Source organism: Microbulbifer mixtoriginis (SeqCode) (assembly GCF_052466695.1).
In genome coordinates this window covers 4,448,664-4,465,319 of the sequence record NZ_CP174285.1, presented here as the reverse complement: position 1 = coordinate 4,465,319, position 16,656 = coordinate 4,448,664, and the positions used below count along the sequence as shown (strand labels likewise).

Genomic DNA, 16,656 nt, shown 5'->3' with positions numbered 1-16,656 from the left:
GTTTTGCCGGGATGTTAAAACTTTGTAGGAGGGTGTTTGTTAAATCTCAATGCAGGTGCGCGGAAGACTTGCCGTGAGAGCCACATTCTAGCTCGAGGGTATGGACCAGATCGCGAAAGGTTTCCGCATTCTGCTCGTTCATACTCATCAGCACCCGGTGTGCCTCTAGCACCTTCTCCCGAGCAGCACATTCATCCGGGGTTTTACAGACTAGCGGAGTTGTCTCCACGGAGAAATCACGTTTCTCATCGCTGATTTCCATCAGGGAATCGAAACCCATCGCATCTAGCAGGTGCTGAATACCCCTATCGGCAAGGAATACCAAGGGCTTCTGGCAGCCGCGCTCCTGGGCGCGAATCGCGATCTTGGCCATCAGCCCCAGGGTTGTGCTATCCACACCCTCGGCACCGTGTAGGTCAAAGGCCACACCGGCAAAGTCACTGCTTGCAAACATATTATCGATAAAACTATCGAAAGAAGTGCATAGGTTGAGGCGAACATCGCCCATCAATTTAATGATGTAAACGCCCTGGTGGGCCCCAACCATAATTTGCCCGGACTGCATAACAACCCCTGGCTCACCCGAACACACTCAGTGGATTAAAGTGTACTGGATGGCGAAAGTTCACTGGTAGAGCAAAATGCTTGCGGCGGTTTTGCCGCCTCGGCACTTTTGTGCATAGGATGGGCGGAGCTTACTCCTGACTGCTGGGACTGACAAGAGTGCTAGGGCATGAAATTCGACTATTTAGTCGCAGAAATGCCACCTCTAAACGTGGGCAAGGGTAAGAATTGTAATGTCATCGGGTAATGCGCCAAAAGTGTCCACTTTCAGGCTCTCACACAGTACTCCCAACTCACCGCCCGTAGCGCTTATCAACTCTAGTAACCGCTCTTCTTTTTGCAGTAAATCGCCTTCGAGTAACTCCAGTACACCATCGGAGCAGGCCACCAACCGCCAACTGCTGGGCAGCTCGGCACACATTACCTGCCAGTCACCCCGCTCAAAAATGCCCAAGGGCCGCCCCTTGCCCGGCAGCCAGTCGGCGCCAGCGGCACTGGCAAGCGCTGGCATGGGAATCTGTCCGGCGACGGCATAGTGCAGTTGGCTAGCGGCGGTATCTACCACACCGATAAACATACTGGCGTGCTTACCCATACCTGTGGATAAGAGCTCACGGTTAATCAACTCCAAAACTTCCAACAAGTCGGAGTCCAGGGACTCCAGTTGGGAAAACAAAGGGCGCTCACGCAGGCGATGCATCACGCTGTTTTTGATCAGTGCCGTAACCAGTGCGGAGGACACCCCATGCCCGGAGACATCCACCAGATAAAACGCCACAAAGCGCTCGCCGAACAAACCGTAATCGACAAAATCGCCGCTGAGATACAGAGAGGGGATCAGGCGGTAGGCGGCCTCAACGCCGCCGGGATAAAAATAGGGACTGCGTGGCAACAGGTGCTGCTGCAGCAAGCGACCGGCCTCCTGATCACGGCGCAATACTTCTACGTGCTCTCGCAGCTCGCTATTGCGCTGCTCCAGGGTGTTGCGGTACTCAATATTCTGCTGGGCGAGGTTTTCCGCGCCGGTGATACGGCAGATTACTTTATCGATCAATGCAGCCTGTTGAATGGGTTTGATTAGATAATCGCAGGCCCCCAGACGCATGGCCTGTAATACTTCGTGAAGCTCACCCTGCTCGGCAATCATTACAACCGCCGTCGCCGGGGAGCGGAGCTTGATTTTGCGCAGTACCTCCAACCCATCCATATCGGGCAGGAGTAGATCGACGATAACCAGCTGAAACAGTTCGGGAGTAAATTGTTCTATGCCTTGCTGGCCACTATCAGCTACAGCAACTGAAAGCCCTTGACGCGAAAGCGCTCCACGCAAGAAATTGCGGGAGCGCTCATCATCGGTCAGTAACAGGCTACTGGGGCCGGCCATGGCAGGCTCTTTTGGAAAGAGGGTTAACTAGCTGTTGCTCAGTAGTCACTGGACTCTTCGACTTCCCCCTGATCGATTGCCTCGGCAGCTTCGGTCGCGGTATCCACATCCACTTCACCATCCACAATCAAGAAGTCGCGGCGCTGCAGGTAGGCGTCGCGCAGCAGAATATAGCGATCACCCTGCAGAAGGGATTCAGCCTTCAGCAGGCTAGCGCGACTCTGGATAATATCGGTAGCCTTAAGCGTATAGCGAGTGGGATCGTGCTCCACATAGGTCAGAGGATTGGTGTAGTAATCCACCACTCTAGCTGGCGTATCCCGCACCGTCGAGGGCCCTAGCAGTGGCAACACCAGGTAGGGACCAGAGGGTACCCCCCAAACCGCTAGAGTTTGGCCAAAGTCCTCACCGTCACCTTTCTCCAAGCCCATATGCTTGGCAACATCAAAAAGACCGGCAATACCAATGGTGGTATTGATTAGCAGACGACCGGCGTCATTACCCGCCTGGCCCCACTTGCCCTGTAACACACCATTGAAGGTATTGGTCACTTCAGCCAGATTACTGAAAAAGTTGCTTACACCTTGCTGTACAAATATCGGGGTAATCTGCCGATAACTCACAGCCGCCGGTTTTAGCACATAGCGATCCGCACCGTCATTGAAGCTGAATATGGCGCGGTTAAATCCCTCCCAGGGATCGCGAAGAGAAAAGTCTTCACCTTCCTCACTCTCAAATTCTTCCGCGGGGTCAAAGCCATACTCATCCAGTAGTGAACCATTGGATTCACCACTAACGTCATTCTGCTCTACCGCCTCAGGCTGGGCTGAGGGAGTGGCGGCGTCACCAAATGGGTCCTGTGTCGCCAAAGCGCCCATGGGGGAGATGGCCAGTATTGCGGCCATCAACCAGGGCGATAAATCTCTGCGTCCTAGCAAAACCCTGCTCCTCTTCTAACAAATTTCAAGGTCAAGGATTCTAACGCCCCCGCAAACTGTAAACCACCCTCGGCAGCATAGCAGCTGGTATTCATCAAAGATGCCGCAGTTTCAGGCAAGCACACGCTGTCACAGAAAGGTAATTTGCGCCAGAAATCCTAGGCCCGGCCGATCTACTCTGTCGCCAGAGGCCGCAAACCAGCGATCACTCCGTTACCCAGTAATTTCTGGAGTAACTCAATACCGAAGCCGAAAAGGGCTTCGCTATCGACTTGCGGTAGCTCGGCAGCAATTTGTGCCAACAACTGCTCCCCTGTGACATCACCCTCTGAGGCCAACTGCAATAGTCGTGCGGTTACTGCATTGATTTCCATAAAGCTGACTTCATCGCTAAGGTCGCGATAGACCAGCAAGAAGGTGGGAGAATCAGCTGGCTCCTGGGGCTGATAGGTAGGACCGATACGGTGCACCGGGAAACGGTAACTGAGACTCCACACCAGCGGTGAGACCACCGGAATAGAGGTCAATAAATCTCCCTGGCGATCCAGGTCGGTGGGAATCTCCTCAGTACTCACATCCAGCGCCAGCTCCACCCACTCATAATGAGCCAGCTCCAATAGAAACGCTGGGTCTTCCTCTCGTGGTTCCCTGTCCTGTTGCAGGTAAGTGAGAAACTCCTCACTAATCTGCAGAAAGTAGGGGCTCTTGGAAGTGTGGTGCTGAACAAAATCACGCACCATTTTGTGCCAGTGCTCATCACTGTAGAGGCTGCGTAATACAGGGAAACCACTGGCAATAAAAGATTCGATATTGTTGTAAATCAGGTCCCGATATATGGCAACTCGCCGGTCCTCAATATCCTCTGGCGCCTCAACTTGATCAGGGGCGCGTAGGTGATTGGCTAAAGCCCGCTGTAAGCCCTGGAACCTGGCTGTCTTATCGGCGACTGATGACATAGCTCTCTTCTTCTCGGTGACAGGCCTGAATGCTCTTGATCTGTTCCACTTCCTGAAACAATTGCGGCAGCGGTGGGATATTGAAATCGCGCTCCAGCAAGGTCGGCATGACACCGTGTATCTCGTAGGCTTTGTTCAACAACTGCCACACGGGATCAATCACTGCAGCACCGTGTGTATCCACTTTCAGATCATCCGCCTCATCGTAATGCCCGGCTACATGTACATAACGCATACGCTCGGAGGGAAGCCCGCGCAAAAACTCCAGGGGGTCATAGCGATGATTGATTGAATTCACATAGATATTATTTACGTCGAGCAGAAGGTCGCAGTCCGCCTCTTGCAGGACCGCCTGCAAAAATGCCAGCTCACTCATCTCCTGACCCGGCGCCGCATAATAGGAGACATTCTCCATGGCAATACGTTGCTCCAGGGTATCCTGCACAATGCGAATTCGCTCGGCGACATACATTACCGCTTCTTCAGTAAAGGGGATGGGTAATAAATCGTAGAGATGGCCCTTATCTGAGCAGTAGCTCAAGTGCTCGCTGTAAAGACGGATATTGTGATCGCGGATAAACTGCTTAATCGAAGCAAGCAGGTCCATATCCAGCGGGTCAGACGAGCCAATAGATAGAGACAGGCCATGTAGGATAAATGGATGTCGTTCGCTGAGCTGGTGAAACCAGCGGCCATAGCGCCCGCCGACGCCAATCCAATTCTCCGGCGCCACCTCAAAGAAATCCACCGCACCCGATGAAAGTTCTTCACCCATCATAGAGCGACGCAGCCCGAGACCGGCACCCTCCACTGGATAATTACGCACCGCTATTTGCCTCTAGTGATAGTGAAAAGTACTTGGGGCGGCCCTTAACACAGTGCCGCCCCAATCGCGCGTGTTGGGGTATTAGTTACCGCATTTCCCCTCGCCGCACTTACCTTCTTTCTTTTTACCTTCTCCACACTTACCTTCGCCGCATTTACCTTCTTTCTTTTTGCCTTCGCCGCATTTACCTTCTTTCTTTTTGCCTTCGCCGCATTTACCTTCTTTATTCTTGCCGTGGCCGCACTTGCCTTCTTTCTCCTTGTCATCGTGATCGGCCAGAGCCAAGTTATAACCGGAGGTGAGCTCAGCAGCGGCAAACGGGTTAGCTTCAGCGGTGGATGCAGATACATTCATCGCAGCAGTTGCAATAAAAGCAGCACCAACAGCAGCTGCTACAGGGGAAAGATGCTTCTTGTTCATAATGAATCTCCTAACTAATACCCAATGTAATATAACTCTCTATGACTTTTTCTATGTCCCGCAACAGTATAATGATGCGCACTGAAAAACCGTCATATTGTGAAACCGGCTCACAGCCATCACATATTTAATGATGCCGCGTATGCTTACCGACTCTCATTCATCTGTCGGGCCAGTTTGGGAAATATTACACAAGGCCACAAATTTTTTTGTGAACTGTGGCTAAGCAGTACTCAATCGAGCAGCTCCATGCCATCAATTTCTATCCAAACTTTGTGCAGGCGCTTGGCGGAGATCGGCATCAGAGTCTTCAACGTCTGTGCAAACAGGCTCACACGGAATTCCTCAAGCATCCAGCGATACTCTACCAGCGCAGGCTCTGATGCCAGCTCTCTCCTCGAAAACTTCTCAATCTGATTATCGAAAGACTCGGCAGCCTTGTGGTACTCCACTTGCAACTTGCGGTCGCGGTTTGGATCGAGGGCCGCCTTTTCCAGACGCACAGAAATCGCCTTGAGATAACGGCCATACTGGCGCAACCATTGCAGAGGGGTATCAAACAAGACACCCCGGTAGAAAAGTCCTGCCAATTGTTGCTGGATATCCCCCACCGCCATAGCGACTGCCAGGTTCTTTTGCTGTTTGATCTGCTTGCGCAGGGGGACCAATTGCCCCAGGGCTTTGACCAAAAGGTCGCCAATTTCCTGGGCCACTCCCACCAAATCACCCTCTTTCTCCAGTGCAGATAGAAACTCAGCTTCACTGCGTGGCCAGTTTTCATCTCCCCAGAAGACTTCACGCACGGCAGCCATCAGAATATCGTCTGCCACTTCTTCGCGGCGCCCCAGATCTGCGGCGGAAAGCCCCAACTCTTTGCCACGCAACAGCTCTTTACGTAGATATTTCACCTTCTCGGGCAAGTGCAACAAAGCCAGGCGGCAGATCCCAGCACGACTCAGGCGTCGCGCTTCAGCGGGATTATCCAGCAATTTCAGGGAAACACTTTCCTTAGCTTCTACGAGCGCCGGATAGGCGCGTACCTTGAGCCCTCCCTGATCGAGGGTATGAGTTTCCGGCAGTTCTCCAAAATCCCAGCTGGTAATATCATCTCGCTCGAAGCTATCGCCTGCATTTGCCAGTCCCTGCTGTACCCGGTCGCGATAGCGTGCCTGCAATAGCGAGAGATCGCGATCCTGATCCAGCAATTTTCCTGACTCATCCAATACCTGAATATTAAAGCGGTAGAAATCTTCCAAGGAATGTTCCGCAGATTCCCAGGCATCTTCAGGTAACTTCTGAGCGGTCTGACGTTGCAGCTCCAAGGCCAGCGACTGCCATAGGGGAGTATTGTCTGCGCGCAGTCGCGGCAGGGCCTTATCCACAGCCGCCGGTACCGGTACAAAGTATTTGCGCCACTGTTTCGGCAGGGCTTTTATTAGGGCGATACATTTATCTCGTAAAATTCCAGGTACCAACCAGGAGAGTCGAGCGGCAGGCACCTGGTGTAACGCCCCAACGGGCACCTGGATACTGACGCCATCATCCACACTGCCGGGCTCGAAGTGATAACGGAGTGGGTAAACAATACCCCCAGCCTGCAGTTCGTTAGGGAATTGCGCCTCACCCACGTGATCAGCACTCTGCTGCATCAACAACTCACGGGGGATAAACAGCAACTGCGGATCACTGGTTTCAGCTTTCTTGCGCCAATGCTCAAACCCGGCCAGGTTGACGATATCTGCGGGAACTAGTTCATCGAAAAAGCGATAAACCACTTCATCGTCCACCAAAATATCCCGGCGACGGGACTTGGCTTCCAACTCTTCCAGGGACTTCAACAGATCAGTGTAGTGCTTATAAAAACGACCCTTGCCGCGATAACGCTGTTCCACTAATGCTTGGCGAATAAATACTTCCCGGGCGATTTGCGGGTCCAACTTGCCATAGGGGATACGGCGTTTTTCTACCAGTACCAAGCCGTACAGAGAGACTTTTTCAAAAGCCATTACTTGCCCAGAGCGGACATCGTAGTGGGGCTCAAAATAATTGCGTTTTACCAGGTGCTTAGACGCAGCCAACACCCAGTCCGGTTCTATTTTCGCAACAGTGTGGGCGAACAAGCGGCTGGTTTCTAATAACTGAGCGGAAACCACCCAGCGCGGAGGTTTTTTAAACTGGCCGGAGCCGGGGAAAATATGGAAGCGACGATTACGACAACCGATAAATTCCTTATTCTCATCTCGAGCGCCAATATTACCGAGTAAACCCACGACAATGGCCCGGTGTATTGCCTCGTACTCCGCAGGTTCTTTGTTTTCTTTGACTTCGAGGTCCCGGCAAGCCACACGCAATTGGTGGTGAATATCTCTCCACTCACGCATACGCAGCCAGGATAAGAAGTTTTTCTGGCACCATTTGCGCAGCTGGTTTTGGCTCAGTTCCTGACGCTGAGTCTCGAAGGCATCCCATAGCTGCACAAAGGATAGAAAATCCGATTGCTCATGCTGCCACTGTCGGTGCTTTTCATCCGCCGCTTGGCGCTTTTCCGCCGGGCGTTCGCGCGGGTCCTGCACGGCCAGGGCGGCGACAATAATTAATAATTCGCGCGCACAGCCATTGTCCGCACCGGCCAGCAACATTCGACTCAATCGTGGGTCCAGCGGCAAACGTGAAAGTGCGCGGCCCAGTTTGGTTACTCTGCCCTGGTCATCGACTGCCTGTAATTCCTGCAACAATTTATAGCCGTCATTGATCAGGCGCGGATCGGGCGGATCGACAAAGGGAAACTCACGGATATCGCCGATACGCAGCTGCAACATTTGCAGGATTACCGCTGCCAGATTAGTGCGCAGAATTTCCGCATCGGTAAATTCTGCGCGCTGTGCAAAGTCCCGCTCTTCATACAAGCGCACACAGACACCGGCACTGACACGACCACAGCGGCCAGCGCGCTGGTTGGCACTGGCCTGTGAAACCGGCTCTATGGGCAATCGTTGGATTTTACTGCGATAGCTGTAACGGCTGACACGCGCAGTACCCGGGTCAATCACATAGCGAATACCCGGCACCGTAATGGAGGTCTCCGCCACATTGGTGGCCAGCACAATACGGCGACCTTTATGGCCGTGAAAGACCTTAGCCTGTTCTGCCAAACTTAACCGTGCATATAAGGGCAGTATCTCTAACTGAGCTATCTGCGCATCCCGCAAAGCCTTGGCACACTCGCGGATTTCCCGTTCACCACTCATAAATACCAGGATGTCCCCGCCGCGCCGGCTGCTGGCCTTTTCCTCATGCAGTAACTCTTCAACTGCTGCGACAACCTGCTCATTGAGGTCTGCATCGCTATTTGCCGTCGGGCGATAGTGAATTTCCACCGGGTAGGTGCGACCGGATACTTCGATAATCGGTGCGTCATCAAAGTGCTGAGAGAATTTTTCTAGATCAATCGTAGCTGAGGTAATAATCAGTTTTAAATCTGGGCGCTTGGGCAGAATGGTTTTTAAATAGCCCAGTAGAAAATCAATATTGAGGCTGCGTTCATGGGCCTCGTCAATAATCAACGTATCGTATTTATTCAATAGAGGATCGCGCTGAATTTCAGCCAGCAGAATACCATCAGTCATCAATTTGACATGAGTATGCTCGGTGCTGTGGTCGGTGAAACGAACCTGGTAACCGACTGATTCCCCCAAAGGTTGCTGCAATTCTTCAGCAATTCGATTGGCCACTGTGCGCGCGGCAATTCTACGTGGCTGTGTATGCCCAATCTGGCCATAAATACCCCGCCCCAGGGACAGGCAGATTTTGGGTAACTGGGTGGTTTTACCGGAGCCGGTTTCACCAGCGATAACAACAACCTGATGCTTTTCGATCAGCTCGGCGATTTCCTCACGCCGCGCCACCACCGGTAACGACTCCGGCCACTGCACTTCGGGCAATTTGCCCCGGCGCTCTTCTGCCAGAGACTGGGAAACCTGCAGCTGCTGCTCCAGCTGGGCCAACATACGATCGACCGGCTTGCCCTCTTTCTGGCGCCGGCGCACATTTTTAACCGTTCGATACAGCTGGAAGCGGTCCTGCCCCATACAGCCGGAGATTCGGGCCTGTAAAGCGCCCAGGCTTTTATCTGCTTCGGTGTGACTCATAATTCATACAGAATTGGTAAACGGGAGATTATACCCGCACTTTGCTAAGGGGCAGAAAATCCCTTGGTGGCGCTCAACTATACTGGTCCAGATAGTGATTTTTTTCACAGGCGCACTGCTTTTGGTGGCAGTGCTGCGCCTTAGGGTCACACCTTGCGAGCAGTACTATGCAAGAGATCAAGCCCAAGCCCCCCGCCAGCGCCGGACAGCTGTTTGGCCACCCCAAAGGGTTGTTTCTGCTGTTTGGCACCGAGATGTGGGAACGTCTCAGCTACTACGGCATGCGCGGTATTTTTGTCTTTTACCTGACTTCCACAGCCACTGCCGCAGTCTTCGGCTGGGAACAGCTCACCGATACTGAATTGCAGTCCAAAGCCCTGAGCTATCTGGGCTGGTACGCCATGTTGGTGTACCTGACCCCCATTATCGGTGGCTGGATGGCTGACAACCGCTGGGGGCAGCGCCGCTGCATCATGTTTGGCGGTGCCTTGATGATGCTGGGGCAATTCTCCCTGGGTTTTCCTCATGCCTGGCTACCAAACGGTAGTGAGATTTACATGCTGTGGCTGGGGTTGGCCCTACTGATTATCGGCAATGGTTTCTTTAAACCGAACATCTCCACTATGGTAGGGGATCTCTACGAAGAGGGGGACCACCGCCGCGATACCGCATTTACTATTTTCTATATGGGGATCAACCTGGGCTCAATTCTCGGTTATTTGGTCGTAGGCTGGATTGGGGAAAAGGTGGACTACCAGCTCGCCTTTATTGTTGCAGGCATTGGTATGTTGCTGGGCCTGATTCTGCAAATGACTCAAGCCAAACGCTACTTGGGTGAAATAGGCGTAGAACCCTCCGCTCATCTGGAACTGAAAAATAAAATAAATGAGAAGGAAAATAAACACCACCCCCTCACACAGGAAGAGCGGGATCGCATTAAAGTTATTCTGGTTCTAGGTGTGTTTATCGTGGTTTTTTGGGCTGGTTTTGAGCAAGCTGCCGGGTCAATGAATCTATTTGCCAAGTACCGCACCGACCTGAATATCTTTGGCTGGGAAATTCCTGCCAGCTGGCTACAAATGGTGAATCCCTTATTTATTATTATCCTCGCACCGATTATGGCCTCTATCTGGGTAGGTATGGGAGATCGCGAGCCGAGCTCACCGGCTAAATTCAGCTTGGGGTTAGTATTTCTCGGGATCGGCTTTCTCTCTATGTGCGGCGCGGCACTACAAATCGGCGACTCCGAGACCATTAAAGCAAGCATCTGGTGGCTGATTTTCGCCTATATTTTTCACACCATTGGTGAACTTTGCCTGTCACCTATCGGACTTTCTGTGGTGACCAAATTATCTCCCCTGCGCTATTTATCCCTGATGATGGGACTCTGGTTTGCCTTTATTGGTATCGCCAACAAAGGGGCGGCAGAGATCGGTAAATTAGTAGGGGTTTCTGGACCACTCGCCACTTTCGGCGGTGTCGCACTAACTGCCATAGTGGCCGGTTTTATTTTGTATTTGATTCGTGAAAAACTAGTGGATTGGATGCACGGTGCAGAAGAGGTGCATGTTACAGTGGGCGAAACCACCAGAGAAGAAATCAGTATCACTGCTGATCACGAGGGAACGCCACCCAAACACTTCAGCGGTAATAAAGAGTAGTACTTGATTAATTCTAAAGTTATCTATCAGGTAGTGCGGCACAAGAGTGTGCCGTACTACCTGATAATTCCTTGCCTAAAACTCCTTAGATTAGAGCTGCTTGCAAGGAACCTTCATTGACGCCGCTATTAGCGGCCTTTGACTAGATAGGCGATCGCCCGATCCAATCCCTCAAGAGTCATCGGATACATGTGCCCATCCACTAGACGCTGGGTCATGCCGATACTGGGCGTAAACTGCCAATACTCCTCATCAACCGGATTTAGCCAGATCAGATTGTGGTAAGTATCGGTGATACGTTCCATCCAGGCTGACCCCGGCTCTTCATTCATATGCTCAACACTGCCGAAACGGCTGGTAATTTCGTAGGGTGCCATAGAGGCATCACCGACAAAGATAACCTTGTAGTCCTTGCCATAGGTACGCAGCACTTCCAACAGAGACGTATTCTCGCTATAGCGCCGCTGGTTGTCTTTCCACACATGTTCATAGACAAAGTTGTGAAAATAAAAATACTCCAAATGCTTAAATTCTGAGCGGCAGGCAGAGAATAACTCTTCACACACACGCACATAAGGGTCCATAGAACCGCCCACATCGAAAAAGATCAGCACTTTTATTGCGTTGTGCCGCTCTGGCACCATCTTAATATCCAACAAACCCGCATTGCGCGCAGTGGAAGAAATGGTGTTATTCAAATCCAGTTCTTCTGCTGCGCCAGTGCGGGCAAATTTACGCAACTTGCGCAGAGCCACTTGGATATTGCGGGTTCCCAGGCTGATACTGTCATCCAGATTTTTAAATTGGCGCTTCTCCCAAACCTTGGATGCCGAGCGATTACGTCCCTGCCCTCCCACCCGAATACCACCAGGGTGATAGCCACTGTTACCAAAAGGGCTGGTGCCACCGGTGCCTATCCAGCGATTGCCGCCACTGTGGCGCTTTTTCTGCTCTTCGAGACGCTTTTTGAATTCCTCCAGCAACTTTTCCAAACCACCCAGGCTTTGGACTTTGGCCTTTTCCTCTTCGCTTAATTGCTTGAGGAATTCCGCTCTGAGCCAATCTTCCGGGATCATTTGCTCAACGATATCGTCGAGGGTTTCCAAATCTTTGAAATAGGCCTCGAAAGCGCGATCGAACTTATCGAAATGTTTTTCATCCTTCACCAAGCAGACACGAGCGAGGAAATAAAATTCCTCCAGATCTGCAAAAACCAGGCGCTGCTGTAAAGCCTCCAGCAAGGCCAACAACTCGGTGATGGATACCGGTAATTTATAGCGACGTAAATTCAGGAAAAAGCCAATCAGCATAGTAATTCGCAGTCAGCAATGGGAAAAAATGCTCAGTGGTACCGAGCGGAACATCATCAGGGGCAGAAGTTTACCCCTAATGAAAGGCAACAAGGCTTACTCAGCGGTTGTCACGACGCGCCATAAACGCCAAGCGTTCGAGCATATGCACATCTTGCTCATTTTTCAGCAAGGCGCCATACAGCGGAGGAATAGCACTGCTGTTATCGCGATTCTTGAGTACTTCTTCCGGAATATCATCGGCCATCAATAACTTCAACCAATCAATCAGCTCTGAGGTGGAAGGCTTCTTCTTTAAACCCGGTACTTCGCGCAACTGGAAGAAAATATCCATCGCTTCTGCGACCAGTTGCCCTTTGATTTCCGGGTAATGGACATCGACAATTTTGCGCATGGTATCGCGGTCGGGAAAGCTGATGTAATGAAAGAAGCAGCGGCGCAGGAAGGCATCCGGCAGTTCTTTTTCATTATTCGAAGTAATAATGACAATGGGGCGGTGCTTGGCCTTGATAGTTTCTCCGGTTTCGTAAACGAAGAATTCCATACGATCCAGTTCCACCAACAAGTCGTTAGGGAATTCGATATCCGCTTTGTCAATCTCATCGATCAGCAGTACCACACGCTCTTCCGCAGCAAAGGATTCCCACAGCTTGCCGCGCTTGATGTAATTGGCAATATTGTGAACCTTATCCACCCCCAACTGGGAGTCGCGCAGGCGGGATACCGCATCGTACTCGTAAAGTCCCTGCTGGGCCTTAGTGGTAGATTTGATATGCCATTGGATCAATTTCATTCCAAGGCTCTCGGCAACCTGTTCCGCGAGCAGTGTTTTGCCGGTGCCCGGTTCGCCTTTGATCAACAAAGGGCGCTGTAAGGTGACGGCTGCGTTCACCGCCATCTGCAGGTCTTCGGTAGCTACATAGCTATCGGTACCGGTAAATTTCATGCTTACTCCAATCCTGTCATCACGCTATCTTCAGATTTAGCGAATGATAATTGAACAGCGGGGTGGGTGGCGAGGCGGGAACGATCAAATTGGATGACCAGCCCGAGTAGAGACTAAATGAAGGGGGTTATCGACTATGGCTCAAGCCATCTGAGTGCTGCGGCGATGTACCACTTGGCGGCCCTTACCGGTGATATACCAACGAATTCCCAGGTGACTGTGGATTTTACCCACCATTTCTAATACAAGCAGGCTGTTAAGGGCGCGGGCAATAGAGTTGGTCTCCATACCACTATCTTGCACCATACCACTTAGGGAGCGGAATACACACTCGCCGTCATTTAGCAGATTGAGTACCTGCAGGGCATTGTCGTCCAGCTTGCGAATTTGGTTGAAATCCAGCACCGGCCCCTGCTCCAGATCCCCTTCTATCTCATGTTCCAGCAAAGGCATCATTTCCAATTGCATAGTGCGCAGTTCCTGCTCCATATTTTCCACTCGAGCACGGGCAATACTGGCATCGCGCAGCTGGCGACGCGCAGCATTAAACACGAACATGCGGGAAGCTATAGCGGCAAGCAGGCAATAACCGGTAAAAATCAAAAGCCGCGAAGGGTCGCCTTGGATTTCGATCAGTAAATCGCTTTGGGTAAACTTCAGGAAGATTGGCACCATTAAGGCACCACACAATCCCATAATCAGGCAGCGAGCAAGGCCGGCGGGATCCTCCTCCGTAAACAGCATTTGATAATAGTTCACCAGCCCACCGAGAATGCCCGATACCAGCATTACTGCAGTGAGAATCAGCAGGTGGTCGAGCATCAGGGTTCCTCAGCCATCTGGCAACCTGCGCCATAACTATGGGCGAAAATCTACGCCAAGGGCAATTTATAAACTTTATCTGTCGTGAGTCTGGCTTACCAACAAGTAACCCACTCCACTGGGATATTCAGGAAATACAATCCATGATTTCCCAACAAGGGCTTGTTTATTGGTCTTTATCAGTAAGCCGGCTCGTCTGGCCTCACGCCAAGTGCGTAAGCAGCCTAATAGATATAGCAGCTGTCACCATCCACAGAGAGGCTAGAGAAAGGAAGGAACGCCTTTGATAAGCAAGGGGAGAAAAGTGAGTAGGCCCAGTTGCGATGGGCCCTGTGCTGAGGGAAGATCTGGATGAAAAATCCCGTTACTGTTCCTTGAAGTATGGGTCTTCATCGAAACGACGGCGGCGACTGCGACGAAACTTAGATAATAGCGAAACCAGTCCCCACACAACCATTACCGCTAAAGCACCACCTGCAGCAAATACCAAATTTGCTGTCACTTCCGGTGCAGCCCCATTTTCTTCAAATAATACCTGGTAGAGATACAGGGGTAGTACGGGCATGGCTACTGACTCGGCCACCGGTATTTTTACCGGCAGCAGTAGTACACCAGCCAAGACCAATAACAAGGTGCGGCGCAGCCAGCTCCAGCGCCAATTGCGCATAAACCACCAGCCTGCAGCTAGTAAAACCAGTGTCGAGCCGGTATATACCAACCAGGCAAGTTGAAAATCTTCAGACATTTTTTATTTACTCTATGTTTCCCGCCCAGTTCAAGAACTAGTGACTATGCCTCACTAGCTCAACCGGCTTCCACCCAGGTGACGATGTGCTCCTCCATATCGTCCGGGTGAACCAGCTCCTCACTGATGACACTGCCGCGCACAGACATACCCGCTTTGTGTACAGACTGGCTATCTCCACTCACAAGCGGATGCCACTCCGGCAAAGGGTGCCCTTCGGCCAAGCGACGGTAGGCACAGGTGCTCGGAAGCCAGGTGTATTGGTCTATATCCTCTACCCGCAACTGCACACATCCAGGCACCAATTCTTTTCGCCTTGAATACTGGCTACAGCGACAGGAGTCTGTATCCAACAAACGGCAGGCGACATTGGTGTTGTAAAGCTCACCAGTTTCCTCATCTTCCAGGCTGTGCAGGCAGCAGCGCCCACAACCATCACACAGAGCTTCCCATTCAGGTTCACTCATTTGCGCTAGAGTTTTACGTCGCCAAAAAGGCAATTGTGCCATTAATCTAACTCAGCGCTGCAGTTTGCTGTTTTTCAATGCGATCTCACGCATTTCAGAATCGGCCACCGGCGGCATCTGCAAATAGTAACCTTGCACACGTACCTCTTGCAGGACTTTGTCGGCATTTGCACGCGCCAGTTTGCGCTCTGGAGTCATTAGCATGGTAGTGACGTGCTGGGGGCTGCCAAACAACTCCAATAAATTTTTAGGTACCCGCGCAGTCCCCTCACGCTTATCGACGTACAAATACATTTCTTCTTTTTTGGGACTGCGATAAATATCACACAAGACTTTCACTTCATTTCCTCTTTGCGTAAATGTCGCAGAGCTTTAAGCAGGGGCCGACCAACCACTTCGGCGCGCCAACCACAGAGACGCCCCTGTAACTGGGGGTCGCGAGCAAGGACCAGGGCTTCCAACTCTTTTTTGCGAATTAGGATTTCTGCAGGCAGATTTTCACGCTCTGCAATACTCGCGACCTCTTTACGCAGTAACTTCAGTAACTCCCCCTGTTGTCGGTTGAGCGGCTGCGGTAAACGCGTCGGCAAATCGCTGCGCTCAAGAGCGCGGGAGATCAACTGCAACAACCTATCACCGTGTTCTCGCAGAGCACGGCCCTCGAGGCCAGCCTGGCTCAAGGCGCCTTTATGCCGCGGCAACTGCTGGGCCATGGTCATACAGAGATTTTCCTTGAGCAGGTGGTTGCGCGGCATATTTCGAGTTCGCGCCTCACATTCCCGCCAAGTACAAAGGTCCTGTAACACGGCCAAGTGTTTGCCGCGCAGGCGCCAGGCACCTTTCACTTTCTGGTAATAGAACTCAGGGGGTTGCGGGCTTCGCGCAGTTGCCACCAAAGTTGTGCAGTCTTCAACTAGCCAAGTTTCCCGCTGCTGCTCCTGCAACCGCTTTAGCAAGGCACCATAGAGAACCGGCAGCCAGGCCACATCGAGTGCGGCGTAGGTTTTCTGCGCATCACTGAGAGGGCGCTGCAACCAATCCGAGCGGGTCTCGCTCTTCGGCAGTTCAATACTCAATAGCTCGCGCACAGTAGCGGCGTAACCAAGGCCCGCCCCCATACCACTAATCGCCGCGGCGATCTGAGTGTCAAAAATGGGCTCGGGGATCACCCCCAGCAGACGCTCCAGAGTTTCCAAATCCTCGCTGCAGCTGTGCATAATTTTTGTAACAGCCGTATCCAGCAGTAGATCACGCAACGGTTGCAGGTCTTCAATGGCGAGATTATCGATGAGGTAGCAGTGCTTGCCATCCCCAACCTGTACTAGGGCCGGCTGAGGATAAAAGGTGCGACTGCGCATAAACTCGGTATCCAGAGCCACAGCGCGCTGCTGTCGCCACTGTGCGCACAAAGCCGCCAACTGCTCGCAGGAGTCCACCCAGCGCGGAGTAGTATCTATTTCAACCATCGG

The 16,656-nt window shown here is 51.9% G+C and carries 15 protein-coding genes; 1 reads left to right on the top strand and 14 read right to left on the bottom strand.

Annotated features, from left to right (window positions below):
* Nucleotides 1-46: 46 nt before the first annotated feature.
* From ACJJI0_RS19525 to hrpA, 7 genes are all read right to left on the bottom strand, one after another.
* Nucleotides 47-565 carry an STAS domain-containing protein gene (locus ACJJI0_RS19525; RefSeq protein ID WP_444883864.1) on the bottom strand — a complete coding sequence of 173 codons (519 nt, stop codon included), beginning with the start codon at nucleotides 563-565 and terminating at the stop codon, nucleotides 47-49.
* Between the two features lie 204 nt (nucleotides 566-769).
* The gene (locus ACJJI0_RS19520; RefSeq protein WP_252084693.1) at nucleotides 770-1,948 is read right to left on the bottom strand and encodes a PP2C family protein-serine/threonine phosphatase; all 1,179 of its coding nucleotides are present in this window, start codon (nucleotides 1,946-1,948) and stop codon (nucleotides 770-772) included.
* A gap of 38 nt (nucleotides 1,949-1,986) precedes the next feature.
* A complete protein-coding gene (locus ACJJI0_RS19515; RefSeq protein ID WP_444883863.1) occupies nucleotides 1,987-2,886 on the bottom strand; it encodes an MlaA family lipoprotein in 900 nt (299 codons plus the stop codon).
* A 173-nt stretch (nucleotides 2,887-3,059) separates the two neighbouring features.
* Nucleotides 3,060-3,842, bottom strand: coding sequence for an HvfC family RiPP maturation protein (locus ACJJI0_RS19510; RefSeq protein ID WP_444883862.1), 783 nt, complete (start codon nucleotides 3,840-3,842; stop codon nucleotides 3,060-3,062).
* Nucleotides 3,823-4,668: an HvfB family MNIO-type RiPP peptide maturase gene (locus tag ACJJI0_RS19505; protein ID WP_444883861.1), complete on the bottom strand. Its 846-nt coding sequence runs from the start codon at nucleotides 4,666-4,668 to the stop codon at nucleotides 3,823-3,825. Before ACJJI0_RS19505 ends, ACJJI0_RS19510 begins: the two co-directional genes overlap by 20 nt.
* An 81-nt stretch (nucleotides 4,669-4,749) precedes the next feature.
* Nucleotides 4,750-5,088 carry an HvfA family oxazolone/thioamide-modified RiPP metallophore gene (locus ACJJI0_RS19500; protein ID WP_252084690.1) on the bottom strand — a complete coding sequence of 113 codons (339 nt, stop codon included), beginning with the start codon at nucleotides 5,086-5,088 and terminating at the stop codon, nucleotides 4,750-4,752.
* A gap of 233 nt (nucleotides 5,089-5,321) precedes the next feature.
* Entirely contained in the window at nucleotides 5,322-9,236 is a 3,915-nt protein-coding gene (hrpA, locus tag ACJJI0_RS19495) for an ATP-dependent RNA helicase HrpA (protein WP_444883860.1), read from the bottom strand.
* Between the two features lie 167 nt (nucleotides 9,237-9,403).
* Here hrpA and ACJJI0_RS19490 point away from each other — a divergent pair, with 167 nt between their 5' ends.
* Nucleotides 9,404-10,897, top strand: coding sequence for a peptide MFS transporter (locus ACJJI0_RS19490; protein WP_444883859.1), 1,494 nt, complete (start codon nucleotides 9,404-9,406; stop codon nucleotides 10,895-10,897).
* 128 nt (nucleotides 10,898-11,025) lie between these two features.
* On the opposite strand, the gene ACJJI0_RS19485 is transcribed toward ACJJI0_RS19490, so the two are convergent.
* From ACJJI0_RS19485 to rnd, 7 genes are all read right to left on the bottom strand, one after another.
* Complete coding sequence (locus ACJJI0_RS19485; protein WP_444883858.1) at nucleotides 11,026-12,207, bottom strand: vWA domain-containing protein; 1,182 nt, start codon at nucleotides 12,205-12,207, stop codon at nucleotides 11,026-11,028.
* Between the two features lie 100 nt (nucleotides 12,208-12,307).
* Complete coding sequence (locus ACJJI0_RS19480) at nucleotides 12,308-13,153, bottom strand: AAA family ATPase (RefSeq protein ID WP_252084686.1); 846 nt, start codon at nucleotides 13,151-13,153, stop codon at nucleotides 12,308-12,310.
* A gap of 141 nt (nucleotides 13,154-13,294) precedes the next feature.
* Entirely contained in the window at nucleotides 13,295-13,975 is a 681-nt protein-coding gene (locus tag ACJJI0_RS19475; protein ID WP_252084685.1) for a YEATS-associated helix-containing protein, read from the bottom strand.
* Between the two features lie 364 nt (nucleotides 13,976-14,339).
* Nucleotides 14,340-14,720, bottom strand: coding sequence for a hypothetical protein (locus ACJJI0_RS19470; protein WP_444883857.1), 381 nt, complete (start codon nucleotides 14,718-14,720; stop codon nucleotides 14,340-14,342).
* A 59-nt stretch (nucleotides 14,721-14,779) separates the two neighbouring features.
* Nucleotides 14,780-15,229, bottom strand: a complete 450-nt coding sequence (locus tag ACJJI0_RS19465; protein WP_252084683.1) for a YcgN family cysteine cluster protein — start codon at nucleotides 15,227-15,229, stop codon at nucleotides 14,780-14,782.
* A gap of 9 nt (nucleotides 15,230-15,238) precedes the next feature.
* Nucleotides 15,239-15,526 (bottom strand): YcgL domain-containing protein, encoded by a 288-nt coding sequence (locus ACJJI0_RS19460; RefSeq protein ID WP_252084682.1) that lies wholly within the window; start codon nucleotides 15,524-15,526, stop codon nucleotides 15,239-15,241.
* Nucleotides 15,523-16,653 (bottom strand): ribonuclease D, encoded by a 1,131-nt coding sequence (gene rnd, locus ACJJI0_RS19455; RefSeq protein ID WP_444883856.1) that lies wholly within the window; start codon nucleotides 16,651-16,653, stop codon nucleotides 15,523-15,525. The genes ACJJI0_RS19460 and rnd overlap by 4 nt, the downstream gene beginning before the upstream one ends.
* Nucleotides 16,654-16,656: the final 3 nt, after the last annotated feature.

Coding starts and splice junctions, on each gene's coding strand:
- ACJJI0_RS19465 (WP_252084683.1), bottom strand. CDS start 15,229: ATGGCACAATTGCCTTTTTGGCGACGTAAAACTCTAGCGCAAATGAGT.
- ACJJI0_RS19520 (WP_252084693.1), bottom strand. CDS start 1,948: ATGGCCGGCCCCAGTAGCCTGTTACTGACCGATGATGAGCGCTCCCGC.
- rnd (WP_444883856.1), bottom strand. CDS start 16,653: ATGGTTGAAATAGATACTACTCCGCGCTGGGTGGACTCCTGCGAGCAG.
- ACJJI0_RS19525 (WP_444883864.1), bottom strand. CDS start 565: ATGCAGTCCGGGCAAATTATGGTTGGGGCCCACCAGGGCGTTTACATC.
- ACJJI0_RS19490 (WP_444883859.1), top strand. CDS start 9,404: ATGCAAGAGATCAAGCCCAAGCCCCCCGCCAGCGCCGGACAGCTGTTT.
- ACJJI0_RS19510 (WP_444883862.1), bottom strand. CDS start 3,842: ATGTCATCAGTCGCCGATAAGACAGCCAGGTTCCAGGGCTTACAGCGG.
- ACJJI0_RS19500 (WP_252084690.1), bottom strand. CDS start 5,088: ATGAACAAGAAGCATCTTTCCCCTGTAGCAGCTGCTGTTGGTGCTGCT.
- hrpA (WP_444883860.1), bottom strand. CDS start 9,236: ATGAGTCACACCGAAGCAGATAAAAGCCTGGGCGCTTTACAGGCCCGA.
- ACJJI0_RS19470 (WP_444883857.1), bottom strand. CDS start 14,720: ATGTCTGAAGATTTTCAACTTGCCTGGTTGGTATATACCGGCTCGACA.
- ACJJI0_RS19475 (WP_252084685.1), bottom strand. CDS start 13,975: ATGCTCGACCACCTGCTGATTCTCACTGCAGTAATGCTGGTATCGGGC.
- ACJJI0_RS19480 (WP_252084686.1), bottom strand. CDS start 13,153: ATGAAATTTACCGGTACCGATAGCTATGTAGCTACCGAAGACCTGCAG.
- ACJJI0_RS19485 (WP_444883858.1), bottom strand. CDS start 12,207: ATGCTGATTGGCTTTTTCCTGAATTTACGTCGCTATAAATTACCGGTA.